23 protein-coding genes and 1 pseudogene are annotated in these 26,364 nt (G+C 70.2%); 18 read left to right on the plus strand and 6 right to left on the minus strand.

Annotation, left to right across the window (positions count from 1 at the left end; genetic code table 11):
- Window positions 1–20: 20 nt before the first annotated feature.
- The 4 genes and pseudogenes from RPX00_RS17360 to RPX00_RS17375 all read left to right on the plus strand — a co-directional run bounded on the left by RPX00_RS17360 (window position 21) and on the right by RPX00_RS17375 (window position 3,332).
- Window positions 21–2,044: pseudogene (locus tag RPX00_RS17360) on the plus strand (type VII secretion-associated protein).
- Between the two features lie 10 nt (window positions 2,045–2,054).
- Window positions 2,055–2,414, plus strand: a complete 360-nt coding sequence (locus RPX00_RS17365; protein WP_406640594.1) for a hypothetical protein — start codon at window positions 2,055–2,057, stop codon at window positions 2,412–2,414.
- A gap of 241 nt (window positions 2,415–2,655) precedes the next feature.
- On the plus strand, window positions 2,656–2,979 hold the full coding sequence (locus RPX00_RS17370) for a WXG100 family type VII secretion target (protein ID WP_009072357.1): 324 nt from the start codon (window positions 2,656–2,658) through the stop codon (window positions 2,977–2,979).
- 62 nt (window positions 2,980–3,041) lie between these two features.
- Window positions 3,042–3,332, plus strand: coding sequence for a WXG100 family type VII secretion target (locus tag RPX00_RS17375; protein WP_406640596.1), 291 nt, complete (start codon window positions 3,042–3,044; stop codon window positions 3,330–3,332).
- Between the two features lie 87 nt (window positions 3,333–3,419).
- Here the strand turns inward: RPX00_RS17375 and RPX00_RS17380 are convergent, their stop codons facing one another.
- Window positions 3,420–4,082 carry a DUF4333 domain-containing protein gene (locus tag RPX00_RS17380; protein WP_406640598.1) on the minus strand — a complete coding sequence of 221 codons (663 nt, stop codon included), beginning with the start codon at window positions 4,080–4,082 and terminating at the stop codon, window positions 3,420–3,422.
- A gap of 52 nt (window positions 4,083–4,134) precedes the next feature.
- A complete protein-coding gene (locus RPX00_RS17385) occupies window positions 4,135–5,097 on the minus strand; it encodes a hypothetical protein (protein WP_406640599.1) in 963 nt (320 codons plus the stop codon).
- A gap of 196 nt (window positions 5,098–5,293) precedes the next feature.
- Between RPX00_RS17385 and rplM the strand changes: the two genes are divergently transcribed.
- From rplM to RPX00_RS17415, 6 genes are all read left to right on the plus strand, one after another.
- Window positions 5,294–5,746, plus strand: coding sequence for a 50S ribosomal protein L13 (rplM, locus tag RPX00_RS17390; protein WP_009072361.1), 453 nt, complete (start codon window positions 5,294–5,296; stop codon window positions 5,744–5,746).
- An 11-nt stretch (window positions 5,747–5,757) separates the two neighbouring features.
- Complete coding sequence (gene rpsI, locus RPX00_RS17395; RefSeq protein WP_009072362.1) at window positions 5,758–6,246, plus strand: 30S ribosomal protein S9; 489 nt, start codon at window positions 5,758–5,760, stop codon at window positions 6,244–6,246.
- Between the two features lie 205 nt (window positions 6,247–6,451).
- A complete protein-coding gene (gene glmM / locus RPX00_RS17400; RefSeq protein WP_406640601.1) occupies window positions 6,452–7,789 on the plus strand; it encodes a phosphoglucosamine mutase in 1,338 nt (445 codons plus the stop codon).
- Between the two features lie 80 nt (window positions 7,790–7,869).
- Window positions 7,870–8,304: a hypothetical protein gene (locus RPX00_RS17405; RefSeq protein WP_406640603.1), complete on the plus strand. Its 435-nt coding sequence runs from the start codon at window positions 7,870–7,872 to the stop codon at window positions 8,302–8,304.
- Window positions 8,305–8,331: 27 nt separating this feature from the next.
- Window positions 8,332–8,649, plus strand: a complete 318-nt coding sequence (locus RPX00_RS17410; RefSeq protein WP_378300972.1) for a hypothetical protein — start codon at window positions 8,332–8,334, stop codon at window positions 8,647–8,649.
- 2 nt (window positions 8,650–8,651) lie between these two features.
- Window positions 8,652–11,087, plus strand: coding sequence for a hypothetical protein (locus RPX00_RS17415; protein ID WP_406640605.1), 2,436 nt, complete (start codon window positions 8,652–8,654; stop codon window positions 11,085–11,087).
- Here the strand turns inward: RPX00_RS17415 and RPX00_RS17420 are convergent, their stop codons facing one another.
- Entirely contained in the window at window positions 11,088–11,924 is an 837-nt protein-coding gene (locus tag RPX00_RS17420) for a dienelactone hydrolase family protein (protein WP_406640607.1), read from the minus strand.
- A 194-nt stretch (window positions 11,925–12,118) separates the two neighbouring features.
- Between RPX00_RS17420 and glmS the strand changes: the two genes are divergently transcribed.
- The 8 genes from glmS (at window position 12,119) to tsaE (ending at window position 21,787) form a co-directional block, all read left to right on the plus strand.
- Window positions 12,119–13,981: a glutamine--fructose-6-phosphate transaminase (isomerizing) gene (gene glmS, locus RPX00_RS17425; protein ID WP_406640609.1), complete on the plus strand. Its 1,863-nt coding sequence runs from the start codon at window positions 12,119–12,121 to the stop codon at window positions 13,979–13,981.
- Between the two features lie 11 nt (window positions 13,982–13,992).
- Window positions 13,993–15,438 carry an NAD(P)H-hydrate dehydratase gene (locus RPX00_RS17430; protein WP_406640611.1) on the plus strand — a complete coding sequence of 482 codons (1,446 nt, stop codon included), beginning with the start codon at window positions 13,993–13,995 and terminating at the stop codon, window positions 15,436–15,438.
- A gap of 309 nt (window positions 15,439–15,747) precedes the next feature.
- A complete protein-coding gene (locus RPX00_RS17435; RefSeq protein ID WP_406640613.1) occupies window positions 15,748–16,572 on the plus strand; it encodes a DeoR/GlpR family DNA-binding transcription regulator in 825 nt (274 codons plus the stop codon).
- Window positions 16,562–17,995: a xylulokinase gene (xylB, locus tag RPX00_RS17440; protein ID WP_406640614.1), complete on the plus strand. Its 1,434-nt coding sequence runs from the start codon at window positions 16,562–16,564 to the stop codon at window positions 17,993–17,995. Before RPX00_RS17435 ends, xylB begins: the two co-directional genes overlap by 11 nt.
- A 3-nt stretch (window positions 17,996–17,998) precedes the next feature.
- On the plus strand, window positions 17,999–19,099 hold the full coding sequence (locus RPX00_RS17445) for an ABC transporter ATP-binding protein (protein ID WP_406640615.1): 1,101 nt from the start codon (window positions 17,999–18,001) through the stop codon (window positions 19,097–19,099).
- Between the two features lie 29 nt (window positions 19,100–19,128).
- Window positions 19,129–20,250, plus strand: coding sequence for an alanine racemase (gene alr, locus RPX00_RS17450; RefSeq protein WP_406640616.1), 1,122 nt, complete (start codon window positions 19,129–19,131; stop codon window positions 20,248–20,250).
- Window positions 20,247–21,335: an alpha/beta fold hydrolase gene (locus RPX00_RS17455; RefSeq protein ID WP_406640617.1), complete on the plus strand. Its 1,089-nt coding sequence runs from the start codon at window positions 20,247–20,249 to the stop codon at window positions 21,333–21,335. The genes alr and RPX00_RS17455 overlap by 4 nt, the downstream gene beginning before the upstream one ends.
- The gene (tsaE, locus tag RPX00_RS17460) at window positions 21,332–21,787 is read left to right on the plus strand and encodes a tRNA (adenosine(37)-N6)-threonylcarbamoyltransferase complex ATPase subunit type 1 TsaE (protein ID WP_406640619.1); all 456 of its coding nucleotides are present in this window, start codon (window positions 21,332–21,334) and stop codon (window positions 21,785–21,787) included. Before RPX00_RS17455 ends, tsaE begins: the two co-directional genes overlap by 4 nt.
- Window positions 21,788–21,841: 54 nt before the next feature.
- Here the strand turns inward: tsaE and RPX00_RS17465 are convergent, their stop codons facing one another.
- From RPX00_RS17465 to RPX00_RS17475, 3 genes are all read right to left on the minus strand, one after another.
- Complete coding sequence (locus tag RPX00_RS17465) at window positions 21,842–23,251, minus strand: MFS transporter (RefSeq protein ID WP_406640621.1); 1,410 nt, start codon at window positions 23,249–23,251, stop codon at window positions 21,842–21,844.
- A 361-nt stretch (window positions 23,252–23,612) separates the two neighbouring features.
- On the minus strand, window positions 23,613–24,932 hold the full coding sequence (locus tag RPX00_RS17470) for a carboxyl transferase domain-containing protein (protein ID WP_406640623.1): 1,320 nt from the start codon (window positions 24,930–24,932) through the stop codon (window positions 23,613–23,615).
- Window positions 24,929–26,347 (minus strand): acyl-CoA synthetase, encoded by a 1,419-nt coding sequence (locus tag RPX00_RS17475; RefSeq protein ID WP_406640625.1) that lies wholly within the window; start codon window positions 26,345–26,347, stop codon window positions 24,929–24,931. Before RPX00_RS17475 ends, RPX00_RS17470 begins: the two co-directional genes overlap by 4 nt.
- Between the last annotated feature and the right edge of the window lie 17 nt (window positions 26,348–26,364).

The raw sequence follows: 26,364 nt of genomic DNA on the forward strand, positions 1-26,364 counted from the left end.
CCTGACGGAGGGGGTGCCCGGTGACGGTGCGGGTCGCGGTCGATTTCGGGACCTCGAGCACCTGCGTCGTCGTGTCGGTCAACGGCCGCGAACCGCAGGTCGTGGTGATCGACGGGCAGCCGCTGATGTCGTCGGCGGTGTACGCGGCGTCCGACGGCACCCTGTTCGTCGGCCAGGAGGCCGAGCGGCAGGCCGCCGTCGATCCGTCGCGGTACGAGCCGAATCCGAAGCGGCGGATCGACGAGGGCGATCTGCTGCTCGGCGATTCGGTGCTGCGGGTCATCGACGTCGTGCACGCGGTGCTGGACCGGGCGGTCGTGGAGGCGCGGCGCGTCGCGGGCGACGCCGAGGTCGATCTGCTGGTGCTCACCCACCCGGCGGACTGGGGCGCGATCCGCACCCGGCTGCTGCGCCAGGCCGCTGGCCGGCTGGCGCGCGAGGTGGCGCTGGTGCCGGAGCCGGTGGCCGCGGCGGTGTACCACGCGGCCACCTTCGCCCCGGCGGCCTCGCCGGACGGCCGGACAGTCGAGTTCTCCGGCCGTCCTGGCGACGCGCTGGCGGTGCTGGACCTCGGTGGCGGCACGGTCGACGTCAGCGTCGTCCAGCGGTCGCCGGAGGCCGCGCGCGCCGCGCGAGTGCCGGGTGCGCCGCCGCAGCGAGGCGGGTTCCAGGTGCTGGCCACCCGCGGCGACCCGAGCTTCGGCGGGGCCGACATCGACCAGGCGCTGCTGGAGCACATCGGGTCGCTGGTGTCCGGCACGGATCCGCAGGCCTGGCAGCAACTGGTCGAGGGCCGCGAGCTGGCGGAGCGCCGCCGGCGTCGCGTGCTGCGCCAAGACGTCCGCGGCGCGAAAGAAACGCTGTCCCGGCACACGTACACCGATGTGCCGCTGCCGCCGCCGTTCGCGGACGCGCACGTCACCCGGGCGGACCTGGAACGGCTGATCGGGGCTCCGCTCGGCCGGGTGGTCGAGCTGACCAGCGCCGCGATCGCCGATTCCGGCCTGCGCCCGAAGCAGCTCGCGGCGATCTTCCTCGTCGGCGGTTCGAGCCGGATCCCGATGATCTCCCGGCTGGTGCACGAGCGCACCGGCGTGGTGCCGACGAGCCTCGACCAGCCGGAGACGGTCGTCGCGCGCGGCGCGCTCCGGGCGGTTCTGCTGGAACCGGACCGCACCGGCAAGCTGCCCGGTTCGTCGATCCCGGGGCAATCCGACCATCGCACCGAGATCGTCCGGGGGACGCACCGGCCCGGCGCGGTCTTCCGCCGATGCCGAATTCACCGAACGCGCGGAACGCGCCGGCGCAGCCGTTGCCGCCGCGCGGGTTTTCGCCCGCCGATCCGGGCCGGGGGCCGCACAGCGCTCCGTTCGGGGCGGCGGCTCCGGGCGGCCCGAGTCCATTGCGGACTGGCCCGGGCCAGAATTCGGTGGGACAGAACGCTTCCGGGAACGGAGTGTTCGCCGTTCCCAGCACGGACCCGCCGGGCGATTCCGGCGGCAAAGCGAAGAACCGCCGTCGGCTGTGGCTGGTCGTCGCGGCGGTGGCGGTCGTGGCGCTGATCGCGGGCGGAGCGGTGTACTTCGTCAACCGCGGCGGCGACGATCAAGGGCGTTCGTTCTCCCAATACGATTTCAGCCTCGTCGCGCCGAACGACTGGGTCCAAACCACCGACGAGGTCGCGGACCGGCAGGTGATCCTGCACCCGCAGGACGCCGAGCGAGGCAACGATCTCGTGCTCGCGCAGGAGTTCGTCATGGACTACGACGCGACCGCCGACCGGCAGAAACTCGTCGACGCTTTGCAGTCCGGGGTCTCCGGAAACGCGAACTACACTGCGTTCCGCCCCGATCTGACTTACGGTGGCCGGAGCGTGATCGGCTACGTCGAGAGCAAACCGGAACGGATTACCGTCCGCTGGTATGTGCTCGTACAGGGGCGGATCCGGGTGCACGTCGGCTGCCAGTACCAATCGCCGGCGGTGCAGCAGCGCGTCGACGCCGCGTGCGAGCAAGTGGTGCGCACGTTGAAGATCACCAGCTAAAGGAGCATCCGTGGCCTCCGAACCGGAATCCGCGCCGGCGGCATTCACTCGAGCAGGCCAGGACGCGGTCACCTTCTCGCGCCGGGTCGCGGGCACCGCTCTCGCGCGCAGTGAACGGCGACGCGGCGAAAACCGGGAACTGCTGAAGGAGTTCGGCAGGCGTCGTCTTTCCGGCGCTCCCGAACCCGCGCCGTCCGCGTTGCGCGGGGCCGCCCGCCGGTTCCGCGCGGCCCGCGGATTGCCGATGCCGACGGAACCCGTCGCTGCGGAGCCGGTTCCCGTTAGTCCCAAGATTTCGCCCGAACAGACACGGACGAGTGAAGAGGACGAGGACTTTTCGCAGTCGCGAATCATGAGCCGGGACTCCTGAAACTTTCCGGGAACCGGCTGTGCGTGTGCTAACCACGCTGGTGGACAAGGTTTTTTCCGGGGCGCCGGGAGATCGTTTACCCGGCCGTTGCCGTCCGGTTCCCTGATCCGGCGTTCACGCAAGCAACTACTTGCGAAGAAGTCGCGACAAGTGTGAACCGAACTGGCAATCTCTTCGTCGTAGGTGCAGTACCGGATACACCAGCCGGTGCGCACAACCACTGACGAAGGGGGTAGCTCCCATGGCTGCTGGCGGTTTCACTGGGGATCCGAAGGAATTCACCGCGGCGGAAGGGCGCGTCGTCGACGCGACCAGCCGGATGAACAAGAACCTGAGCGACCTGCGCTCGAACATCGAAGCGACCCGCGCGGGCTGGGAAGGCGACGCGCAGCGTGCCTTCGACAACGTCATGCGCCGCTTTGACGACTGCGGTCGTGGCCTGAACGACGCGCTGCACCGCATCGGTGAGCTGCTCCAGGAAGCGGGTTCCACCTACGCCAAGAGCGAGGCGGCGCAGCACGAGCACATCAACTCGCTGAACAAGGGCTTCGGCGTTCTCGGCTGATCCAGTTCTTTTCCGTTCAGATTCGCCTTTTCTTCCATTCTTTCTTCTGACAGGAGTTCGACATGCCTGACGGCCGCATTGTTGTTGATCCGGGTACCATCCACCGCGCTGCGGAGGACTGCACCTCCACCGGTGGCGAGCTGAAGACGCTCTTCGACAACCTGAAGAGCGACCTCAACCCGCTGACCCACAGCTGGACCGGTGAAGCGAAGGACCAGTACATCCAGGCGCAGAACGAGTGGGACCAGAAGTTCGACGAGTTCACCCAGCTTCTGGCGCAGATCGCCGCCGTGCTGCCGCAGATCGCGGACGGCTACCAGGCGACGGACCGCTCGGTGCAGAACCTGTTCTGAGCCAAGCTCCGAAACCACGGCGGGCCAGGCACCTTCGGGTGCCGGCCCGCCGTTTTCGTGTGCTGGGAAGGATTTCCGCGGCGCAGGTCAGTGCGGAGCGCCGACGGAATATTCCGGCTTGTCGTTGAGCACCCGCACGGTGACCTTCTTCGGCTGCCCGCCGACCTGGACCGTGCAGTCGAACGTGGTGCCGTTCTCGATCGCCTGCCCCGACGGGCACGCGACGTTCTTCACGTCCGGTTCGCCGTAGTTCTCGTTCAGCACCCGGGAAACGCCGTCCTGCAACGACTTCTGGTCCAGCGTGTCCCCGCTGAACACTCCGGTCGCCCATGCGATCCCACCCGCGGCGGCCAGCACCACGACGACCGCCCCGGCGATCAGGAACGGCTTCTTCGACCGCGGCTTTCCTGGCTTGGCCGAGGAAAACGCGCCGAGCCCGCCGTACTCGGACGGCTGGAACCCGCCGCCGTAAGCACTCCCGGCCGGTTGCTGCCCCGGCTGCTGTGCCGGAGTCGGCTGGCTCTGCTGACCGGGCCCGCCGTAAGGCTGCTGACCGTAGGGCTGGGCCGGATAACCCTGCTGCGGATACTGCGCCTGCGGATACTGCGGAAACTGTTGCTGCGCTTGAGGTTGCGCCCACTGGCCGCCCTGCCAGCCGGAACTGTCCCCTTCGGACGGATGACCCGGCTGCTGCGGCGGGTTCGTCCCCGGCTGCCACCACTGCGGCTGCTGTTCGGGCGGCTGGGTCATCGGAGGTCACCTCGGGGGTCGATGGGCGCGGAAGCCGGCGGAAGGATGCGCATCAACGCCCCTGCAGTTCGCCGAGCCGCCGGTAGAAGTCCTGCTTGGCCGCGTTGTCCGCGAGCACGGTGACCTGCGAGGCGTCCGGCACCGTCGGCAGGTCCGACGCGGTGGCCTCGCCGGTGAACTTGAACTCGTAGCGCAGTTCGACCTTGTGGCCGTCGCCCTCGAACTTGGCCGCCATCGTGAAGGCCGCGAGCGAACCGTCCTGCCGCAGCGTGATCGTGCTCGGCACGACAGCCTTGCGCAGCTCCGGCCCGACCTTGCCGAGCAGTTTGTCCGGCAGCAGTTCGACCCTCCGTTCGAGGAAGATCGAAAACGGCACGTTGACGGTCAGCTGCTCGGTGCCGTCCGCGGAACTCTTGGCACCGCGCAGCGCCTTCTTGTCCGCCTTGTACGAGCTGTCGACCGCGTCGCCCATCTTGCACGCGATCTGCACCCCGCCCCACGCGCACGGCTGCACGAGCCCGGCCTCCGGCTTCGGCATCGACACCCACGGCGTCGGCGCGAGCGATTTGTAGGCCGGGCCGAGGTAGAGGTACTCGACGGTGCCGTCGGCCGGGGTGAACGAGTCGAGGAACTCGTTGGGGTTCTTCTGCGACCGGTTGTGCACGATCCGGCTCTCCGGGCTGCCGGTGCGCGCGGAGGTGACGATGTTGTGCAGGTACTTGTCGTCGAACTTGAAGTACCGGTCCGCCGAGTTGGTCACGTTGCGCGGCTCGACGATCGTGTCCGCGAGCTTCGACATCGCCTTCTCGAACTTCGCGCCGACGTACGCGGCGGCCTGGTCGCCGTCGGGCACCGCGGTCCCGGCGCGGGCCTGCCCGCAGGCCGTCGCGAGTGCCAGCACGGCGACGGCGGCGCACACCGTCCGTGCGGGTCGGGTCGTCCTCGCTCGTGTCTTCAACTGCTGTCCCCAGGTGCTCGTCGTGCTCGCGCGGCCGCGCGAGACGAATCGTCTCATCCTGGTACGACCCGCGCGGCGGCGTGGTGGTTCCGGGAACCGGTCGGGTACGCTTTGACCGGCCGACGAGGCGCCTTCGCACCCCCGCTGCACAAGAGGCGGGACCACAGGGGTATCTTCATATGTCGTTGTGCGTTGCGGCGCGTCAGCGCTCGGCCCGCACATTACCCACACGCAATGACGACGAGGTAGACCCTTGCCCACGTACAGCCCCAAGCCCGGCGACGTCACTCGTGCCTGGCACGTGATCGACGCCGAGGATGTCGTGCTCGGACGGCTCGCGACCGAGGTCGCCACGCTGCTGCGCGGCAAGCACAAGCCGACCTACGCCCCGCACGTGGACACCGGTGACTTCGTCATCATCGTCAACGCCGAGAAGGTCGCTCTCACCGGTAACAAGCGCGAGCAGAAGTTCGCGTACCGGCACAGCGGCTACCCCGGCGGTCTGCGGAAGCGCTCCTTCGGCGAGCTGCTCGACACCAAGCCCGAGCACCTCGTGGAGAAGGTGGTCAAGGGCATGCTGCCGAAGAACAAGCTCGGCCGCGCCATGGCCAAGAAGCTGAAGGTGTACGCCGGCCCGCAGCACCCGCACGCCGCGCAGCAGCCGCAGGCGCGCGAGATCACCAAGATCGCGCAGGTCGCGCAGTGAGTGAGGAACAGTTGACCAGCACCGAGACCGAGGTCGTCGCTTCGACCGAGACCCCCGCCGAGGCCGTGGCGACCAGCGAGTCCGCCGCCGCCCCGCGCCCGTCGCGTGCCGCCGGTGGCAACGCGCAGACGGTCGGCCGCCGCAAGGAGGCCGTGGTCCGCGTCCGCGTCGTGCCGGGTACCGGTGAGTTCAAGCTCAACGGCAAGTCGCTCGAGCAGTACTTCCCGAACAAGGTGCACCAGCAGCTCATCCGCGAGCCGCTCGTCACCGTCGAGAAGCCGGACTCCTTCGACATCTTCGCCAACCTCAAGGGCGGCGGGATCTCGGGCCAGGCGGGCGCGCTGCGTCTCGCCATCGCCCGTGCGCTGGTCGAGGTTGACGCCGACGACCGCCCGGCCCTGAAGAAGGCCGGCTTCCTGACCCGTGACGCGCGCGCCACGGAGCGGAAGAAGTACGGCCTCAAGAAGGCCCGCAAGGCCCCGCAGTACTCCAAGCGCTGATTTCCGCGCTCTGGCGCAACCCGGAAGCGCCCATCCGTCCATCGGATGGGCGCTTCCGGCGTTTTCCGGGGCTGGTTGATGCGTTCTTCGCCGATGACACGACTGTCTTGGGGTAGGGCAGGGGCTCACCCTTGCCGGGTCCGGCGCTAGGTTTGTCGAGGCCGGGCACGCCCCGAGGCTGGTGAATCAAGACAAGGAGGTCGAGATGGCTCGACTGTTCGGCACCGACGGGGTACGCGGTCTGGCCAATGCCGACCTGACCCCGGAGCTGGCCCTGTCGGTCGCGGCGAGCGCCGCCCGAGTGCTGGCGGCACACGACCGTTCGCACCGCCCGGTGGCCGTGGTCGGCCGCGACCCGCGCGCCAGCGGCGAGATGCTGGAGGCCGCCGTGGTGGCGGGCCTCGCCTCGGCCGGTGCGGACGTCCTGCGGCTCGGCGTGCTGCCGACCCCCGCCGTCGCGTACCTCGTGGGTGCGCTCGACGCGGACCTCGGCGTGATGATCTCCGCCTCGCACAACCCCATGCCGGACAACGGCATCAAGCTCTTCGCCGCCGGCGGGCACAAACTGCCGGACAGCATCGAGGACGAGATCGAGTCCGGCCTCGACGCGACCGGCGTCACCCGCCCGACCGGTGACGGTGTCGGCCGCGTCACGGACGTCCCGGACGCGCTCGACAAGTACATCGAGCACCTGGTCGCCGCCACGCCGCATCCGCTGACCGGCCTGAAGGTCGTCGTGGACTGCGCGAACGGCGCGTCGTACGCGGCCGCGCCGGAGGCGTACCGCCGGGCTGGCGCCGAGGTCGTGGCCCTGCACGCGGAGCCGGACGGCATCAACATCAACGACAGCTGTGGCTCAAACCACCCTGACCTGCTGCGCGCGGCCGTCGTCGAACACGGTGCCGACCTCGGCATCGGCCACGACGGAGACGCCGACCGCTGCGTCGCCGTCGACGCCGCTGGCGAGCTGGTGGACGGCGACCAGATCATGGCCGTCCTGGCGCTGGCGCTCGCCGAAGAAGGCGCGCTGGTGAAGGACACCCTGGTCGCGACTGTGATGAGCAACCTCGGCCTGCACCTGGCGATGAAGGCGCACGGCATCACCGTCGTCACGACTGCGGTGGGTGACCGGTACGTGCTGGAGGAACTGCGCGCCTCGGGCCTGGCCCTCGGCGGCGAACAGTCCGGCCACGTGGTGCTCCCCGCCCACGCCACGACCGGCGACGGCCTGCTGACCGCGATGCGGCTGATGGCCCGCATGGCCGCCACCGGCAAACCGCTGGCGGAGCTGGCCGCGGTGATGAACCGGCTGCCGCAGGTGCTGGTCAACGTCCCGGTGGCGGACAAGGCGGCGGTCGCCGGGTCCGCCGAGGTCCGCGACGCGGTCGGCGAGGTCGAGGCGGAACTGGGCGAGGAGGGGCGGGTTCTGCTGCGCCCCTCGGGAACCGAACAGCTCGTGCGGGTGATGGTGGAAGCCCCGGCCCACGCGACGGCCCAGGCCGCGGCGGATCGGCTGGCCGGCGTGGTGTCCGCCGTCTCCTGACCGAAATATGGTGAATACTCTGCGCCACCAGTGATCCGGCAGGTAGATTCCGCAATGCGGGATCAACCGGGGGAGGGGCGATGTACGACCAGAGTGAGGTGCCTCCGCATTTCGCCAGAAGCCTGGCGGCGATGGAAGAGGTGCGCGCCCAGTACAGCGCCGATCACGAGCGGGCGATCGCGGACGACGAAGCCAGGCAGGCGGCCTTCGCGAAGCTCGTCGAGGAACACCGCGCCCAGGACGAACAGTCGCGAGCCGACCGCGAGGCCGCGCTAGCCGCTGCCGCCGAGGGAACCGAAGAAGGCCGGGCCGCGTCGGAAGAGGCGGAACGGACAGCCCAGCGGGTTGCCAAACAGGTCGCCGAGGACGACGCGGCCGCCGCGATGTTCCGGGTCGAGGACGACACCGAACCGGCCGCGCCGCCAGCGCCGGCCCCTCCACCCGCTTCGGCGGCCCGGCACCGGGCGTGGGAGGACGACGACTTCTCGGCCACCAACTGGATCGACGCAGAGTAGCCGCGGGCGCGAGGGGAGAGGGCGACGATGGCGAAATTCCACATTGAGCCGGAACAGGTCAAAAAGGTCGCGAACGACGTCTCGACGATGAGCACCTCGTTCAAGGAAATCAAGACCTACACCGCGCAGTCCCAGCTGGCGGCGGCGCATTTCGGCAAGATCCCCGGACTATCCGAGGCCGCGGGCGCGTATGTCGCGAAGATGCAGGCGCTCGGCGACTCCGCCGCGAAGGGCAGCACGTTCCTCGGCGGGTTCGCCGAACGGCTCAACACCTCGGTGACCCTGCACAGCGAGAACGAGCAAGAGAACGCCTGGGGCGTCACGAACGCCGGCAAGGGAGCCTGACCGTGACTCCTCCGGCGGACCAGGGCGCGGGTCGTCTCGGCGACACGATCATCGCCCCGCTGCAGCCTCCCGCGGACGTCCACCTCGACGACACGTCCGACAACATTCTCAAGCCGCTGGCCGGTTTCCGGGAAAAGATGACCGGCAAACTCGTGCAGCCGTACACGCGGTGGATGGGGCATCCGTCGCGGAACCTCGGCCTGCGGTTCGCGCCGCCGTACGGCCAGGGCGACGAAGAGAACCGGATGCTGAACGAACTCGGCGGGTTCGGATTCGGCTACCTCTGGGGCGCACAGGGACGTGCGGCGAACCTCGGCAAGGCCGCGAAGGCCGCACAGGACGACACCGCACAGGTCAAACAGAGCCTGGCCGCGGCGTGGCAGGGTAAAGCCGCGGATTCGGCGGCCGAAAAGCTGGACGATTTCAGCAAGGCGTCCGGCGAATACCTCGGCACGGTGAACGGGTTCAGCCAGCTGCTGCAGCAGTTGTGGCAGACGGTCCGCAAGCCGATCGTCGATTTGGGACAGCTGCCCGAAAACGGCGGACAGGCGCCCAAGAAATTCCTGGACGCGCACAAGCCCGAGGACACCGACGGGCTGCTGATGTTCATTGGTCGGCTCGACGACGCGATCAAGTGGGGACGCGTCGCGCCAGCCCGTTCGGAGGTCGCCCAAAAGGGACCAGGCACCGGCCCGATCAACGCGCAGGACCTCCGGAACATGTCAGTGGACCTGGACATCCATAACAACACCAAGTGGTCTGACATGTTCTGCCGTCAGATGGACGAGTACTGCCAGCAGTACTCGGACGCGATGGAGTGTTTCCGGCAGTACATCCGCAACGCGCACACCGCGGCGACAAACGGGTTGCGTGCGTTCTCCGACGGACTGAACGTGCCGACCGATCCGTTCGGCCGCCTGCAACTCGGTGCGGACAAGGGCACCAGCGGGCGCGAGACCGGCAAGGGAGGCGGAGACAGCAAGCCGCGTTCCTCCGGCGGCGGTGGCGACACGAAGCCGCAGGAGGCCACCGTGCCTCCGCAGGTCGGTCCGCAGCCGCAGACTCCGCCCGCGCAGCCGGATCCGAACCAGAATCCGGTCACGCACAAGCCGCTCGAGGTGGATCCGGAGACCGGGCAGCCGTATCCGATCGATCCGCGGACCGGGGAAGCGGTCAAGACCGGGCACGAGGCTCCGGACACCGTGACGGTCCAGCACGGCGATCACAAGATCACCATGTCGGAGCCGGACGACCACGGGAAGATGGCGGTTTCGGTCGGCGACGGGGCCGGGCACGACAAGGCGTACCAGCTCGATTTCGGCGATCAGGCCGACAAGACCCCCGGTGCGCACAGCGACCCGGCCGCGCGCCCGCACGACGGCGCTCAGGACCCCGCCGGCAAGCCGCACGACGCCCCAGTCCAGCAGCGGCCGGACGGCACCTCGCCGACGACGGACCCGAACCAGGTGCACCGTCCTGGCCCGGACGGGAAGATCCACATCGAGGACGGCAACCTCAAGATCACCGCCGAGCGGCCGAGCGGCCCGGACGGTCCGACCGTGGTCACGGTGGACGACGGATCCGGAGAGCCGACCAAGTACACCCTCGACGACCACGCCAAGATCGACCCGGCCACCGGCAAGCCGATCGAGGGAGTGACCGCGCAGCAGCACGGCGGCGGTGCCGCGAGTCCGGCGGCGCATCCGAACGAACTGCCCGTCGACCAGGTCCGCGACGGTCGGCATCTCGCGGCGGACGCTGCCCAGACTGGACAGCAGGCCGCTGGCGACGCTGCCCAGACCGGGCAGCAGGCCGCTGGCGACCATGGCCAGGCCGCTGCCGCACACGGTCAACCGGTGCAGGCCCACGTGGACCAGGCAACCGGGCAAGCGGTGGCCGACGCGCATGGCCAGCAACAGGCAACCGCGCACTCGGCAACCGACGGGCATGGCCAAGCCGCTGCGGCACAGGCAACCGGCGGCCACGACCAAACCACCGGCGAGCAGACCGGACGCCACGCCCAGCCAGTCACCGCGCAGGCAGACGCGGCGACCCCGCCCCACGGCACGCCCGTCGCGAGCGGCCCGGACGAATCCACCACCGCACAGTCGGTGCTGGACCCGTTCAGCAGCGATCCCGGCCTTGGCCACGTCGCGACCGACCCTGGCCTCGGGGATTCGGCGGTCCCGGCCGGTTGGCAGCAGGACGAATCAGCGCATCCGTCCGAACTCGGCACCGCGCCCACCACCACTGATCAGCAGCAGGGCCAGTCGATGGGCATGATGGGCAGCCCGATGATGGGCGGCGGACAGGGCAACTCCGGCGACCAGGAACGCGGGACCAGCGGTTACCGGGTCGACGGCGGGCTGTTCGGCACCGCGCCGGGCGGCAGCCGGATCAGCGGGTCGCTCGCCGAGGAGGACGAAGGGCGGCGCTGATCAGGCCGCCGGTTCCTCGTCCTCCGGGACGTCGATCGGCGCGCGCTTCACGTCCGCGTCCAGCAGCGGCAGGTACTTCTCGGTACCGGTCAAATGCGTCAGGAAGAACGCCGTGAACAGCGCTTTCGTCAGCTGCTGAGTCGCGCGCTGCGGTTTGCCCTGCAGCAGCAGCTGGCTCCAGTGCCTGCCCTCAGTCACCGCGAGATGCGACGACTTCGCCAGCGTCCGCAGCTGCACCGGACCGGCCCACGCCTGCGCGATCGCGTCCGCGTGGCCGACCGCCGGGGCGACCAGGTCGCCGTCCACCGCCAGGTGCAGGCCGGGGGCGCTGATCACCTTCGCGGCTTCCGTCGCGGGCGGGAACGTCTGCGCCGCGGCGACTGTCGCCACCGCACGGACCTTCGGGCGCGCGTCGTCGCCCGCTCCGGCGGACTGGGCGGCTGCCAGCACGGCCGAACCGCCGCCGGTGGAGTGGCCCGCCAGGCCCAGTTTCTCCGGGTCGACGCTGATGCCGTCCGGGCCGAGGCGGACCGTGGTGATGACGTCGAGCGTCGTCAGCAGGTCGCCGGCCAGCAGGCGGTGCGAGGGCAGCGGGCCGAGCTGGGTCGCGGGGGCCGCGGCGACCACGCCCCAGCTCGCGAGGTGGTGCAGCAGCTGCCGGTAGCGCGTGGCGGGCTGCATCCAGCCGTGCCCGAACGCGATGGCCGGGAGGCCGAGGCCTTGGCGCGGGGTGAACACGACGCCGGGCAGTCCGACCAGGGCGAGGTTGCCGCGCAAAACCTCGTGCGGACCCGGGTGGGACAGCTCCGTGAGCAGCTGCTTGGGCTTGCTGGCCATGCGCGTGACCTTACTGCCCGTGCCCCGCCTCGGCCCGGCGCGCCACCCCGATCTGTTTAGGGGTCCGCCGCCACACTGCGCGACGACCCCGTCAACGGTTGTCCGGGAGACAGCTCGCCCAGCTCAGCGGCATGGAAAACCCCGCTCTAGGGACCGGAGTAGGGGACTGGACTTGTCTCGTTACGCTAGTTCGCGTGTGTGGAATCGTGGGATACGTCGGACACCGCCCGGCTCTGGACGTCGTGCTCGGTGGGCTCCGCCGCATGGAATACCGGGGCTACGACTCGGCGGGCGTGGCGGTGCTGGACGGTGCCGGCGCGCTGACCGTCGAGCGCAAGGCCGGCCGTCTGGCCAACCTGGAGGCCCGGCTCGACGAGGTGGGCCGGGGCGCGTTCGCGGGCACCGCGGGCATGGGCCACACCCGCTGGGCCACGCACGGGGCCCCGATCGACCGCAACTCGCATCCGCACCGGGACACCACCGGTCGCGTCGCGGTGGTGCACAACGGGATCATCGAGAACTTCGCCGCGTTGCGCGCCGAACTCGAGGCCGACGGCATCGAGATGGCCAGCGACACCGACACCGAAACCGCCGCCCACCTGGTTTCCCGCGCCTACACCGAGGGCGACACCAAGGGTGACCTGGCGGCCAGCGTCGCCGCGGTCTGCCGACGGCTGGAGGGCGCGTTCACCCTCGTCGTGACGCACGCCGACGAGCCGGACACGATCGTCGCCGCGCGCCGGTCGTCGCCGCTGGTGGTCGGGGTCGGCGAGGGCGAGCACTTCGTCGCTTCCGACGTCGCCGCGTTCATCGAGCACACCCGCGAGGCCGTCGAACTGGGCCAGGACCAGCTGGTCGTCATCACCCGCGACGGCTACCAGGTCACCGACTTCCACGGCGATGCCGCACAGGCCAAGCCGTTCACCGTCGACTGGGACCTGTCCGCCGCCGAAAAGGGCGGCCACGAGTACTTCATGCTCAAGGAGATCGAGGAGCAGCCGGAGGCGCTGGCGAACACGCTGCGCGGGCACTTCGAGGCCGGCCGGATCATCCTCGACGAGCAGCGCATTTCCGACCAGGACCTGCGCGACGTCGACAAGGTCTTCGTCGTCGCCTGCGGTTCGGCGTATCACTCCGGCCTCGTCGCCAAGTACGCCATCGAGCACTGGTGCCGGCTGCCGGTCGAGGTGGAGCTGGCGTCGGAGTTCCGCTACCGCGACCCGGTGCTCGACCGCGACACGCTCGTCGTCGCCGTCTCCCAGTCCGGCGAGACCGCGGACACCCTCGAAGCCGTGCGGCACGCGCGCGAGCAGAAGGCCCGCGTGCTGGCGGTCTGCAACACGAACGGCGCGCAGATCCCGCGCGAGTCCGACGCGGTGCTGTACACGCACGCCGGGCCGGAGATCGGGGTCGCCTCGACCAAGGCGTTCCTCGCGCAGATCGCCGCGAACTACCTCGTCGGCTTGGCGCTGGCGCAGGCGCGCGGCACGAAGTACCCGGACGAGGTCGCCCGCGAGTTCGCCGAGCTGGAAGCCATGCCGGCGGCCGTGCAGAAGGTTCTGTCCACTGTGGACCAGACGCGCGAGATCGCGCGGCGGATCTCCGACTCGCGCGCGGTGCTGTTCCTCGGCCGGCACGTCGGCTTCCCGGTGGCGCTGGAAGGCGCGCTGAAGCTGAAGGAACTCGCGTACATGCACGCGGAGGGCTTCGCGGCGGGCGAGCTGAAGCACGGTCCGATCGCGCTGATCGAAGAGGGCCTGCCGGTCGTCGTCGTGATGCCGTCGCCGAAGGGCCGCGCGGTGCTGCACTCGAAGCTGGTGTCGAACATCAGCGAGATCCAGGCGCGTGGCGCGCGCACGATCGTGATCGCCGAGGAGGGCGACGAGACCGTGCGCCCGTTCGCGGACGAGCTGATCGAGGTGCCCGCGGTGCCGACGCTGCTGCAGCCGCTGGTCTCCACGGTGCCGCTGCAGGTGCTGGCCGCCGAGATCGCGAGTTCGCGCGGGTACGACATCGACAAGCCGCGTAACCTGGCGAAGTCCGTCACTGTCGAGTAGCGGGGGCCGCCGTGCAAGGAATCTGGACGACAGAACGGATTCGCGCGGCGGAGGACCTGCTGCTCGCGCGCACTCCCGACGGCGAGCTGATGCGCCGGGCCGCCTTTGGCCTGGCCACCCAGATCGTGGGGCTGCTGACTGAAACCACTGGCGGTGTCTCCGGCCGTCGGGCGGTGCTGCTGGTCGGTTCGGGCAACAACGGCGGCGATGCCTTGTGGGCTGGTGCTTTCCTGCGTCGCCGCGGGGCAGCAGTGGCTGCGGTATTGCTCAATCCGGAGAAGGCGCATCCGGCCGGTTTGGCCGCACTGCGCCGGTCCGGCGGTCGAGTGGTGTCCACAGCGGACAGTCCACAGTGGATCTCGCAGGCGGACGTCGTGGTCGACGGCATCGTCGGCATTTCCGCCCGCGGCCCGCTGCGTCCGGAAGCGGCTGCGCTGGTCGAGCAGGTCGAAGCGCCGGTCGTGGCGGTGGATCTGCCGAGCGGGGTCGACCCGGACACCGGCGCGGTCGACGGTCCGCACGTCACCGCGGCGCGCACCGTGACGTTCGGCGCGCTCAAACCCGTGCACGCCTTGGCCCCGCAGGAATGCGGCGAGGTCGTGCTGGTGGACATCGGTTTGCGGCCGTGGCTGGAAGAGCCGGATCTGCAGCGCGTGGAGCTGGCCGACGTCGCCGAGGTGTGGCCGATTCCCGGCCCGGAGGACGACAAATACACCCAAGGCGTCGTCGGGATCGCGGCCGGATCGGCGACGTACCCGGGTGCGGCGGTGCTCGCGTCCGGTTCGGCGGTGCGCGCGACGGCGGGCATGGTCCGCTACGCCGGGCACGCCGCGGACGTCGTGCGCTCGCACTGGCCGGAGATCGTCGCGACCGGTTCGGTCACCGACGCGGGCCGGGTGCAGGCGTGGGTAGTCGGGCCAGGCATCGGCACCGGCGGGGAGGGCCGGGAAATCCTGCGGCACATCCTCGGCCAGGGCGTCCCGGTGTGCGCGGACGCCGACGCCACCACGATCATCGCCCACACCCCCGAAGTCCTCGACGCCCGCGACCCGGACACGCCGCTCGTGCTCACCCCGCACGCCGGTGAGTACGAACGCCTGATGGGCCGCCGTCCGGGCGCGGACCGAGTCGCGGCGGCGCGGGAAGCGGCGAAGAAGTACGACGCCGTCGTGCTGTTGAAAGGCCACTGCACGGTCATCGCCGCTCCGGACGGCCGCGTCGCGGTGAACACTCCGCGCGGTTCATGGCTGGCCACCGCTGGCTCCGGCGACGTCCTGACCGGCTTGATCGGCTCGCTGCTGGCCGCGCGGCTCGACCCGTGGCTGGCCGCCGCGGCTGCCGCGCAGGTCCATTCGCTGGCGGGCGCGCTCGCCGCCGAGGACGTGCCGACGTCCGCGTCCGGTCTGGTCGACGCGATCCCTGCCGCGCTTCGACTGGTCCGCGCGACCTCCCGCTGACCCGCGCTTCGCCCGATGTCGTCGGTGTGCGGGGCAGAGATCCGTCGTCCGTGAGGGGAACCCTCACGGACTCTGATTCCTTCAGGGTTCCCCTCACGGACGTCCGGACCTGGTTATACCGGCATCAATCGGGCAATTCGGGCCCATTCTGGGAGCGGAGCCGTGCGGCCTGCCTCAGTCGTGGTCGATGTCCCGCATCGCCCTGCCGGATTTCGCCTAGGTGAACCCGCTGCCACGCCGTGCACCTGCGGCCGCATAGTTATCGAGTTACGTGTTAACTCGGCTCGTGATATCTGGTAAGAACGAGGTGTGAGTCGAGACACGCCAGGACGGCCGAAGACGCGCCCGTCCGATGCCGCGGTGGAGCAGCGGCGGCAGGAGATCCTCGACTACGTCATTGACCAGGGCGAAGTCCGGATCGACGACCTCACTGCGCGGTTCGGCGTCAGCCTCATGACGATGCACCGCGACCTGGACGACCTCGCCGACAAGCGGCTGCTGCGGAAGCTGCGCGGCAAGGTCGAGGCGTATCCGGCGCTCACCATGGAGACCGCGAGCCGGTTCACGCTGCACTCGGCCGAGAAGGAAGCCCTCGCCGACCTCGCGATCCAGCAGGTCGAGCCCGGCCAGACGGTGTTCGTGGACGACTCCACCACGCTGTTCCCGCTGGTCGAGCGGCTGGCCCAGCTCGAACGCCTCACCGTCATCACCAACTCGCTGCAGGCCGCGCGGCTGCTGGGCACCGGGGTCGAGGTGGTGCTCGCGGGAGGCCGTTACGACCCCGAGTACGACTCTTGTTCCGGCCCTGACGTGCTCGCGCTGCTCGAGCGCATCCGCGTGGACATCGCGTTCGTCTCGGTGAGCGCGGTCGCGGTGGGCAGGCTGTTCCACCCGGTCCGCGACTACGCCGAGTTGAAGAAGGCCGTGCTGCGCGCCGCGAACCGCAATGTGCTCGTGCTCGACCACTCGAAGTTCGGCCGCACCGCGACGTACGCGCATGGCACCGTCGGCGATTACGACCTCCTGATCACCAGCGAAGCCACTCCGACCGAGGAGATCGAGGCGGCGCTGAACGCGGGAACGGCGGTCGAGGCCGCGGAGTACGTCGAGGAAGGTCAGCCCTATGACAGCTGAGCTGGTGGCCGGGGTCGATTCGTCGACCCAGTCGACCAAGGTCGTGGTCTGCGACGCGCGCACGGGCGAAGTCGTGCGCACCGGGCGGGCACCGCACCCGGACGGCACCGAGGTCGACCCCGCAGCGTGGGCGCAAGCGTTTGCGGATGCCACTCGCGACGTCCTCGACGGCGTCAAGGCCATTGGCGTCGGCGGTCAGCAGCACGGCATGGTCACCGTCGACGAGGCCGGCGAAGTGGTCCGGCCCGCGTTGCTGTGGAACGACACCCGATCGGCGCAGGCGGCCAAAGACCTGACCGAAGAGCTGGGCGGACCCGGCGTGTGGGCGAAGTCGGTCGGGCTGGTGCCGGTCGCCAGCTTCACCGTCACGAAGCTCCGCTGGCTCGCCGAGCACGAGCCGCAGAACGCCGACCGCGTCGCTCGTGTCCTGCTGCCGCACGACTGGCTCACCTGGCGGCTGCTCGGCCGTCCGGAAACCGCGGTGACCGACCGCGGCGACGCCTCGGGCACCGGCTACTTCTCGCCGACAGACAACGCTTATCGCCTCGACGTCCTCGCGCACGCGTTCGGCGGCCGCACCCCCGACCTGCCGACGGTGCTCGGCCCGTCCGACGTGGCCGGGCACACCAGCGACGGCATGCTCGTGTCCGCCGGCACGGGCGACAACATGGCCGCCGCGCTCGCGCTCGAACTGGCCCCGGGCGACGCGGTGATCTCGATCGGCACCAGCGGCACGGTTTTCGGCGTCACCGAGACCGGCGCGGCCGACGCGAGCGGCCTGGTCGCCGGGTTCGCCGACGCCACCGGCCGGTTCCTCCCGCTGACCGCCGCCCTCAACGCGGCCCGCGTGCTCACCGCGGGCGCGTCAATGCTCGGCGTCGACCTGGCCGAATTCGACCGGCTCGCGCTGGCCGCCGAACCGGGTGCTGGCGGGCTCACGCTGCTGCCGTACCTCGACGGCGAGCGCACGCCGAACCTGCCCGGTGCGACCGGTTCGCTGCACGGGCTGACCAGGGCGAACATGACGCCGGAGAACGTCGCGCGGGCCACCGTCGAGGGCATGGTGTGCGGGTTGGCCGCCGGGCTCGACGCGGTGCGCGCACAGGGCATGGCTGTGAAGCGCGTGCTGTTGATCGGCGGTGGCGCGCAGTCCGCGGCGGTGCGGGCGATCGCGCCGATCGTGCTCGGCCTGCCCGTAGTGATTCCCGAGGTCGGCGAGTACGTCGCGCTGGGCGCGGCTCGCCAGGCCGCCTGGGCGCTGGCCGGCACCGCCGAGCCGCCCGCCTGGCACGGGACCGAAGACCAGCTCGTTTTGGACGAGCCGACCGGGGCGCTGCGCGCCGCGGGCCTGGAGATCCAGCAACGCCACCTCGAGGCGCGCGAGGCCGCGCACGGGGTTTCCGCGAAATTGGGAGAGGACTGACCGATGGCCAGCATCACCTACGACAAGGCGACCCGGCGCTACTCCGGGACCGAGCGTCCCGCGGTCGACGCGCTGGACCTGGAGATCGCCGACGGCGAGTTCCTCGTGCTGGTCGGGCCGTCGGGTTCCGGCAAGTCCACCGCGCTGCGGATGCTCGCGGGCCTGGAGGACATCGACGAGGGCGCGGTCTGGATCGGCGACCGCGACGTCACACAGCTGCCGCCGCGTTCGCGCGACATCGCCATGGTGTTCCAGAACTACGCGCTGTACCCGCACATGACGGTCGCGCAGAACATGGGCTTCGCGCTGAAGATCGCTGGCCGGCCGGCGTCGGAGATCAAGCAGAAGGTGCTCGACGCGGCGAAGCTGCTGGACATCGAGCAGTACCTGGACCGCAAGCCGAAGGCGCTGTCCGGCGGTCAGCGGCAGCGCGTCGCGATGGGCCGCGCGATCGTGCGTGAGCCGCAGGTGTTCCTCATGGACGAGCCGCTGTCGAACCTCGACGCGAAGCTGCGGGTCTCGACCCGTACGCAGATCGCAGCGCTGCAGCGCCGGCTCGGCGTCACCACCGTGTACGTGACCCACGACCAGGTCGAGGCCATGACGATGGGTGACCGCGTCGCGGTGCTGTCGGACGGTCTGCTGCAGCAGTGCGACACCCCGCGCGCGCTGTACGACCGGCCCGCAAACGTTTTCGTCGCGGGCTTCATCGGCTCGCCGGCGATGAACCTGGTCGCCGCGAAGCTCACCGCGGACGGTGCTGAGGTCGGCGGCGTGCAGGTGCCGCTCAAGCCCGAGGTCCGCTCCGCGGCCGACGGCGACACGGTCACCATCGGTTTCCGCCCGGAGTCGCTGGAGGTCACCACCGACACCGACGGCGCGCTGCCGATCAAGGTGGAGCTGGTCGAGGAGCTGGGCTCGGACGCGTACGTCTACGGCAAGCTCGGCGCGGGTGTCGAGGAGTCCGCCGAGGGCTCGTCACGCAACGTGGTCGCCCGCGTCGACCCGCGTACGCCGCCGGGCATGGGCGACACCCTGCACCTGCGGATCCGTCCGGATGAGCTGCACGTGTTCTCTGGCACGTCCGGCCAGCGTCTCTCCTGACTCAATAACGTGGGAAACTGGCAGTCGTTATGACTGCCAGTTCTCCGCACGCCGAGACCGTGGTCGATCTCGGCGCAGTGCGCCACAACGTTTCCTTGCTGGCCGCCCGGGCCCCCGGCGCGGCTGTGATGTGCGTGGTCAAAGGCGACGCGTACGGCCACGGCGCGGTGCCAGTCGGCCGCGCCGCGGTCGAGGCCGGGGCGACCTGGCTCGGCACCTGCTCGCTGCAGGAGGCTCTCGACCTGCGGGCCGCGGGCCTGTCCGGGCGGCTTTTCAGCTGGCTGGACGTGCCGGAGCTGGATTTCGTCCCCGGCATCGAGGCGGACATCGACCTCGGCGTCAGCTCCCTCAGCGAGCTGACCCGGGTCGCTGCCGCGGCGGAACGCACCGGAAAGCGCGCCCGGGTGCATCTCAAGATCGACACCGGGCTGGCTCGCAATGGCTGCCCGCCGTCGGCCTGGCCTGAGCTGGTCGAGGCGGCGGCCAAGGCGCGCGGCGTCGAGGTAGTGGCGGTCTGGTCGCATCTGGCCTGCGCCGACGAGCTGGGGCACGCGTCGATCGACGCGCAGGCGAAGCTGTTCGACGAGGCTTACGACGCGGCCCGCGCCGCCGGTCTCGATCCGATCCGGCACCTGGCGAACTCCGCGGCCACGCTCACCCGGCCCGACCTGCACTTCGACCTGGTCCGCCCGGGCATCGCGATGTACGGCCTCAACCCGGTGCCCACCGACGACGACCTGCGTCCGGTGATGACCTTCCGCTCGACCGTCGTGCTGACGAAGCCGCTGGCCGCCGGCGAGTCCGTCTCCTACGGGCACACCTGGACCGCGCAGGAGGACACAACGCTCGCGCTCGTGCCCGCCGGGTACGCCGACGGGGTGCCGCGCACGCTGTCCGGGCGGATGGACGTCTGGCTCGGCGGACGGCGGCGTCCGGTGGTCGGGCGGATCTGCATGGACCAGCTCGTGGTCAACGTCGGCAACGAGGACGTGCCGCGCGTCGGCGACGAGGTCGTGCTGTTCGGCTCGGGCCGGTCCGGAGAGCCGACCGCGCGCGAATGGGCGGACAAGCTCGGCACGATCGACTACGAGATCGTCACCTCGATGTACCGGCCGCGCGTACGCCGCCGGTACGTGGGGGAGCGGGCGTGACTCCTTCGACGCGACTGTGGGCGATCGTCGGCGGAGTCGGAGCAGTGGTGACGGGTGCGGCAGCGGCAGTTGTCGCGACGCAGCAACGCAAACCGAGCGAAGACCCGTTCGCCGATGAGCCGTTGGGCGAGCTGAAGCCAGACCGTACGTCCACTGTCGCGGCTGAAGACGGTACGCCGCTGTCGGTCGAGGAGATCGATCCTGAGGACGGTGAGAAGCCGGAGCTGACTCTCGTCGGCGTACACGGCTTCGCGCTTTCGCGGCGCTCCTGGCACTTCCAGCGTCGCGACGTCGCTTCGCTGCGGCTGCCGCGCGTACGGCAGGTCTACTACGACCATCGCGGCCACGGTCTGTCCGGAGTTGCGTCTACCGAGTCGTCGACGATCGAACAGCTCGCGCACGACCTCGACAGCGTGTTGCGCGCGATGGTGCCTGAAGGACCGATTGTCCTCATGGGACATTCCATGGGCGGCATGGTGATCATGGAGCTGGCCGCGCAACGGCCAGACCTCTTCGAGGACCGCGTATGCGGCGTCGCCTTCATCGCGACCGCGGCGGGCGAAGTCGGCGCGCGCGGGTTGCCGAGGCCGTTGCTGTCCAAGTACAACCCGCTCACGCGCGGCGTCGGCGAGCTGGCTGGATGGCAACCCGGGTTGGTGGAGTTCGTGCGCGCGGCCGGCGGTCAGCTGACCCGGCAGGCAGTGCGACGGCTCGCGTTCGGCAGCCGGGACGTCTCGCCGCGGCTGGTCGACTTCATGCTGGAAATGCTGGCTGTCACGCCGGTACGCGGGCTGATCAACTTCGTGGACACTCTTGGCAGCCACAATCGCTACGCTGTGCTGGCCGGGCTGAAACACGCGCACGTGCTGGTGATCGGCGGCGACTCGGACCGCTTCACGCCGTTCGCGCACGCCGAGCGGATCGCCGCCGAGCTGCCGGACGCCGAGCTGGTGCGCGTGCGCGGAGCCGGGCACATGGTGCAGCTCGAACAGCCCGAGCTGGTGAACAGCCATCTCATCGACCTGCTGCAGCGCTGCGCGGGCAGCGCCGCGCCGAACCGGCGAAACTGGTGGTGGACAAGGTGATTCTGGAAACCCCCGAGGACACGATGGCCTTCGGGCGGACGCTGGGCGCGGCGCTGCGCGCGGGCGACCTGGTGCTGTTGGACGGTCCGCTCGGGGCCGGGAAGACGACGCTGACCCGCGGCATCGCGGACGGCCTCGGCGTCGGCGGCCGGGTCAGCTCGCCGACGTTCGTGCTGGCGCGAGTGCACGCCGCGGGCCGGGCCGGGGTGCCGCTGATCCACGTGGACGCGTACCGCCTCGGCGGCGACCTGACCCAGCTGGACGACCTCGACCTGGACACCGACCTGGAATCGTCCGCGGTGGTCGTCGAATGGGGCGAGGGCAGCGCGGAACGGCTGTCGGAGGATCACCTGGTGGTCCGGCTGACCCGGCACGACGACGACACCCGGACCGTCGTGCTGGAACCGCACGGCTCCTGGACCGACCGGGTGGACGAGCTGCAAGCGGCCTGAACGCGGTGAAGGGCCCCTCGGGAGACCGAGGGGCCCTTCACGAACAGCGGTTGACTACTGGCTGGCCTTGGCCGCCGCGTCCTCGGAAGTGGACAGTGACGGAGCCGAGCCGGGCAGCGGTTTCTTCGCGGTCTCCTTCAGCTTCACCAGCGTGAGCACGCCGACCACGCCGGCGATCATCAGGTAGTACCCGGGCCACTTGAGATCCCCGGTGGCCAGCACCAGCGCGCTCATCACCAGCGACACCGTCCCCGCGAACGCGGACACGAAGATGTTGAACGAGATCGACAGCCCGCCGTACCGGACCTCGGTCGGGAACAGCGCGGGCAACGTGGACGGGCAGGTCGAGGAGAAGCAGATCAGCAGCAGTCCCATCAGGACGAGGCCGAGCAGCACCGAGATCAGCGACCCGCTCTTGAGCAGCAGCACCATCGGCAGACCGAGCACGATCAGCCCGCCCGCGCCGACCCACAGGATCGGCTTGCGGCCGTACCGGTCGCTGAGCTTGCCGAGGAACGGGATCAGCAGCACGCCGAGCCACAGCACGCCGATCTGCAGCCATTCCGCCGCGGTGGACGAGATCGCCTGCCCGCCGTTGGCGGACATCGTGCGGTCGTCCTTCAGATAGGTCGGCATGTAGCTGGTGAGCATGTAGTTGGTGACGTTCCAGGTCACCACGAGCCCGCCGGCCAGCAGCATCGTCGGCCAGTACTTCGTGAAGATCGTCCGCACCACGTGCTGGGCCTCGGCGTCCTCGCGCTTGCCGGACTCGTCGAGCAGCTGCTGGAACGCCGGGGTCTCCTCGAGCTTCGTCCGCAGGTAGACCCCGACGATGCCGAGCGGAAGCGCCACCATGAACGGGATCCGCCAGCCCCAGGTGTCCATGAAGGCCGGGGTCGAAACCAGCGGCAGCACCGACGACACGGTCGCGCCGAGCGCGTAGCCGATGAAGGTGCCGAACTCCAGGAAGCTGCCGAAGTAGCCGCGGCGGCGGTCCGGGCTGTACTCGGCGATGAACGTCATCGCGCCCGCGTATTCGCCGCCGGTCGAGAAGCCCTGCAGGACCCGCGCGCACACCAGCAGGATCGGCGCGGCCAGCCCGATCGACGAGTACGACGGGATCAGTCCGATGAGGAAGGTGCCGGTCGCCATCAGGATCACCGTCACCGCGAGCACCTTGGTCCGGCCGATCTTGTCGCCGAGCGGACCGAAGAACAGGCCGCCGAGCGGGCGCACCAGGAACGCCACCGCGAAGGTCGCGAAAGTCGCGAGCTGGGCGAGCGCCGGGTTGCCGGGCGGGAAGAACTGGGCCTCGATGGTGGTGGAGAGGTAGCCGTAGACCCCGAAATCGAACCACTCGGTGATGTTGCCGACCGCGGCCGCGCCGACCGCCCGGCGCATCGTCGCGTCGTCCGTGACCGTGGCGCCGCCCGACGGCCCCCTCCCGTCTGCTGCCTCTGTCACATCGCTCCTTTCGCGTTTTCCAGGACTCACTGCGCAGAGCCCCCGACATCACCTACCGCGATCGAGGCAAAGCCTAACGTGATGCGTCTCACTCCCGCGCGGGGGTAGCGGAGGTAACGCGGAGCGGGGACGATGCGTTGTAGCAGGTAGATACCTGTTAAACCCCATCAACTCGCACGCGTCGGCCAGCGGATCATCCGGATTCGCCGACGGCATTGGCGCGCGCAACCCGTGAGGAGGAGCCGCAATGACGGCAGTATTCGTGGCCATCGCAAGCTGTGCAACCGCGGGAGTCGCTGTCGCGGCTACCCTCGCGTCCTACGCGCAGCGCAAGTGGCGGGTCCGGGCCGAGGCCTGACCGCTACTCCGGTTTGACAATCCCGGCTGCCAGGCCGAGGCCGACCAGATCCTGCGGGCGCAACCGCAGCTGGTCGGCCACGGCCGGCACGTCGGTCATCGGGCGTTTCAGGATCGCCGCCGCCGCTTCCGGTGATGTCACCGAGAAATAGGCGTCCGGGGCGATCCAGGTCGCGCCCGCAGCGGCGAATGCCAGCGCGCCACCGGAACCGCCCTCGCCGATCACCAGCGTCGTGACCGGCACGGCGGCGGTGGCGATCGCCTCGAACAGCTCCGCGATCGCTGGTCCGATGCCGCCTTCTTCCGCTTCCGCGTCGTTTGCCGCGCCGGGAGTGTCCACAAGCGTCAACACTGGAATCCCTAGCCGGGACGCCAGCCTGATAAGCCGTGCTGCGGTGCGGAAGCCCGCGGGGCGCGTCGCAGTGCCGCACTGTGCTGCGTACGCGATCGCGCGGCCTTCTCGCCAGCCGAAGCCACACTGCACGCCTTCATCGACGTGACCGGCGCGGTCGCCTTGTACGTTCTCTCGCCAGTCGAGGTACGCGTCGAGGTACTCGGGGGCGCGCGCTCGCTTTGAGGCCCGCGCCGTTCGTACAGCTTCCCAACCGGTTTCGGGCAGCGCGGTATCGCGACGGGCTGCTGGCGGGGGCGCGGGTTCTGTCGACGGCGAAGCCAGCAGCTGTAGCCAGCGCGCGAGTACGTCGCCCAGCTCTTCTGTCTCGACGAGACGGTCGACCTGACCCCACTCCAGCTTCGCCTCGACGCTGTACGCCTCCGCTGGCGAAGTCGCTGGCCGTACGCGGGAGCCTGCGAAGCCGACCTGTGCGTCTGGCAGTCCTAACACGACGTCAGAACCGGCACCGAGCGTCGCCCAGCCGCCGCCGGTGGACGGGTCACGCAGGACGGAGATTTGCGGGACGCCCGCCGCGCGCGCGTCTGCCGAGGCGCGCGCGATTCGTTGCAGCTGAGAAAGCGCGCGCATGCCGTGCTGCATCCGGCTGCCGCCAGTCGCGACCAGCGACACCACGGGCAGGCCACGCTCCTTCGCGTGGGCGAAGGCGGCCTCGACGCGGTCGCCGGTCTGCTGTCCGATCGAACCGCCGAGGAACCCGAACTCCCAGGCGATCAGCACCGTAGGCACGTCGCCGATCCGCGCTTCTCCGACGACCACCGACTCGGTCTCGCCAGTGCGCGCCGCGGCCGCCGCCCGGGCTTCCGGGTAACCCGGCCAGCCGAGCGGATCGTCCGCCGGAGTGTCCGGGAGGGACAGCTCGGTGAACCCGGCGGAGACGCCGGCCAGCAGCTCGCGCGCGGAGGTCCTCATCCGAGCGCTCGCTTCATGACCTTGCCCATGTCGTTGCGCGGCAACGCATCCAGGTACCGCACGACGCGCGGCCGCTTGTGCGGAGCGAGCAGTTTGGACACGTGGTCGGCGAGTTCCTCGACCGTCGGGCGCGCGCCGTCGGGCACGACCCAGGCGACGATCCGCTCGCCGAGGTCGTCGTCCGGTTCGCCGGTCACCGCCACCTCGGCGACGTTCGCGTGCTCCAGCAGCGCGTTCTCGATCTCGCCGGCGCCGATCTTGTAGCCGCCGCTCTTGATCAGGTCGGTGGCCTTGCGGCCGACGATGCGGACGTAACCGTCGGGGTCGCGGGTGGCCATGTCGCCGGTGCGGAACCAGCCGCCGTCGAGCGCGGCGGCCGTCGCGTCCGGCCGGTTGAGGTATTCGGTGAACAGATTCGGCCCGCGGACCTGGATCTCGCCGACCGCGTCCGGCTCGCTGACTTCGGTACCGGCCTCGTCGACCAGCCGCAGGTCGACGCCGGCGAGCGGGACCCCGACCGAGCCGGGCTTGCGCTCGCCGTCGGCGCGGACGCTGGTGTTCATCAGCGTCTCGGTCATGCCGTAGCGCTCGACGACCTGCTGTCCGGTCGCGGCGGTGATCCGCTGGTGGTCGTGCACCGGCAGCGCGGCCGAACCGGACACCAGCAGCCGCGCGGTTTTGAGCGCGTCGGTGAGGGCCGCATCGGTCGCGACCGCTTCGGCGATCCGGTGGTACATCGTCGGGACGCCGAAGAGCATCGTCGCGCCGTTCGCGAGTTCCTCGGTGACGCCTTCGAGGGAGAACCGGCCGAGGTGGCGTACCGAACCGCCGCGCCGCAGCGGACCGAGGATGCCGAGGATCAGGCCGTGCACGTGGAACAGCGGCAGCCCGTGGACGAGCACGTCGTCCGCAGTCCACTGCCAGGCGTCCTCAAGCGCGTCGAGCGTGCTCGAGATCGCGCGGCGGGGAAGCACGACGCCCTTGGGCGGCCCGGTCGTGCCGGAGGTGTAGACGATGAACGCGGGAGCTTCGGCGTCCGGCTCGCTGACTGGCGGTTTCCCGTCGCCCTCCAGCGGAATGCCGCGCCGCGGCAGGTCAAGCGCTTCCGGTAGTTCGACGCCGGGTTCGGCGAGCACCAGCGCGGGTTCGCTGTCGGCGAGGATGTGCCCGAGTTCGCGTTCGCCGATCTTGGGGTTCAGCGGCACCACCGGAACCCCGGCGAGCAGCGCGGCGACCACCGCGACGCTGGTGTGCAGCGTCGGCGTCGCCCACACCGCGACCCGGCCCGCGGGCAGCTCGGCGGCCAGCGCCCCGGCGACCGCGCCGAGCTGTGCGTAGCTGAGTTTTCGGTCGCCGAAGCGCAGCGCTTCCTTGCCGGATCCGGCGGAGACTGCGGGAAACAGCGGATCGGGCACTTTCGCGGACCTCCTGC

Source organism: Amycolatopsis sp. WGS_07 (assembly GCF_045278895.1).
Classification (GTDB): domain Bacteria; phylum Actinomycetota; class Actinomycetes; order Mycobacteriales; family Pseudonocardiaceae; genus Amycolatopsis.

What these genes read in the sequence shown, in the direction of transcription:
- RPX00_RS17370 (WP_009072357.1), top strand. Translation starts at nt 2,656, where the DNA reads ATGGCTGCTGGCGGTTTCACTGGGGATCCGAAGGAATTCACCGCGGCG.
- RPX00_RS17375 (WP_406640596.1), top strand. Translation starts at nt 3,042, where the DNA reads ATGCCTGACGGCCGCATTGTTGTTGATCCGGGTACCATCCACCGCGCT.
- RPX00_RS17380 (WP_406640598.1), bottom strand. Translation starts at nt 4,082, where the DNA reads ATGACCCAGCCGCCCGAACAGCAGCCGCAGTGGTGGCAGCCGGGGACG.
- RPX00_RS17385 (WP_406640599.1), bottom strand. Translation starts at nt 5,097, where the DNA reads ATGAGACGATTCGTCTCGCGCGGCCGCGCGAGCACGACGAGCACCTGG.
- glmM (WP_406640601.1), top strand. Translation starts at nt 6,452, where the DNA reads ATGGCTCGACTGTTCGGCACCGACGGGGTACGCGGTCTGGCCAATGCC.
- RPX00_RS17405 (WP_406640603.1), top strand. Translation starts at nt 7,870, where the DNA reads ATGTACGACCAGAGTGAGGTGCCTCCGCATTTCGCCAGAAGCCTGGCG.
- RPX00_RS17410 (WP_378300972.1), top strand. Translation starts at nt 8,332, where the DNA reads ATGGCGAAATTCCACATTGAGCCGGAACAGGTCAAAAAGGTCGCGAAC.
- RPX00_RS17420 (WP_406640607.1), bottom strand. Translation starts at nt 11,924, where the DNA reads ATGGCCAGCAAGCCCAAGCAGCTGCTCACGGAGCTGTCCCACCCGGGT.
- xylB (WP_406640614.1), top strand. Translation starts at nt 16,562, where the DNA reads ATGACAGCTGAGCTGGTGGCCGGGGTCGATTCGTCGACCCAGTCGACC.
- RPX00_RS17445 (WP_406640615.1), top strand. Translation starts at nt 17,999, where the DNA reads ATGGCCAGCATCACCTACGACAAGGCGACCCGGCGCTACTCCGGGACC.
- alr (WP_406640616.1), top strand. Translation starts at nt 19,129, where the DNA reads ATGACTGCCAGTTCTCCGCACGCCGAGACCGTGGTCGATCTCGGCGCA.
- RPX00_RS17470 (WP_406640623.1), bottom strand. Translation starts at nt 24,932, where the DNA reads ATGAGGACCTCCGCGCGCGAGCTGCTGGCCGGCGTCTCCGCCGGGTTC.